Genomic DNA, 927 nt, shown 5'->3' on the forward strand with positions numbered 1-927 from the left:
CGCTTGTTTCTTTTCTTATCATGCTCGTTGTACTTTGGCGCAGGATCTAAGAAAACAACACCTTCATGAATGGAGCAGATTAACCGTTCAATTGTTGTGCGATAGCACCACAATACACTGCCAGAAAATGTAACGTTTTTCTCATACCCCAAACTATATTCCGCTTGGTTTTCATTAATACCTACGGTTGCAGGCACGTAAACAACTTCATTGTGTTTCGCCCCCCATTTATTCATCAATCGCTCGATAGACCAACTAGCAGCATTATTACCAGAAGAATCCTCCAGAACGACCTGCAACCCGTTCATCTGTCGAGAGAAAGGAATTGAAACATCATACAAGCAACGTTCAGGTGTGCCAGAATTTTTCGATACAGGAAAACAGTAAACCCGCAATGTCAGGTTAGTCTTTGAGTTTGTATTGTTCACTCTATGTAATCCTGTCAGCCGGTAGTCATCACCCTTCAGGTATCCATACGTCTTCATAAACTCAGCAAAGTCTTCCTTGTACAAACCGCCATCAGGTTCAGTAGTTATTAACGATAGCTTTTTCGTAGTAAAGCACTTTAATTCGATGCCAAAAATGTCTCCGTCCTGATCTGCATTAGGAATGATTCCGCAAGCATGCTCTAGCGTATACCCATGTACTTGGGTACTTGTAAAAGGGATAGTTTCTCCAGTTTTATCGAACCTGCACCCCTTTAAAGTCTTGCCCGCCACGCTATCAGTAAGTATTTTGCGTAGTTTTTCTGAGCCTGATATGTCCGGCTCATTAATCGATAAACGCTTACATATTTTCGAGGATCCAAAAAGGGGCAGATCAATGAACTCGTTTCTAAACTCTTCGGCCGGATCAACAAGCATCATCGCAATTGCGATTCCCTTTTGAGTAGCTCCAATTACTAAATACCTAGGAAGTAGATCTTCA

General features: G+C 41.9%; 1 protein-coding gene. It reads right to left on the reverse strand.

Features of this window, described 5'->3' with window-relative positions:
• Positions 1–866: MvaI/BcnI family restriction endonuclease (locus A3763_RS21125; RefSeq protein ID WP_231872278.1), on the reverse strand; the 866-nt coding region annotated here is incomplete at its 3' end.
• Positions 867–927 lie beyond the last annotated feature (61 nt).

The organism is Oleiphilus sp. HI0128 (assembly GCF_001635365.1).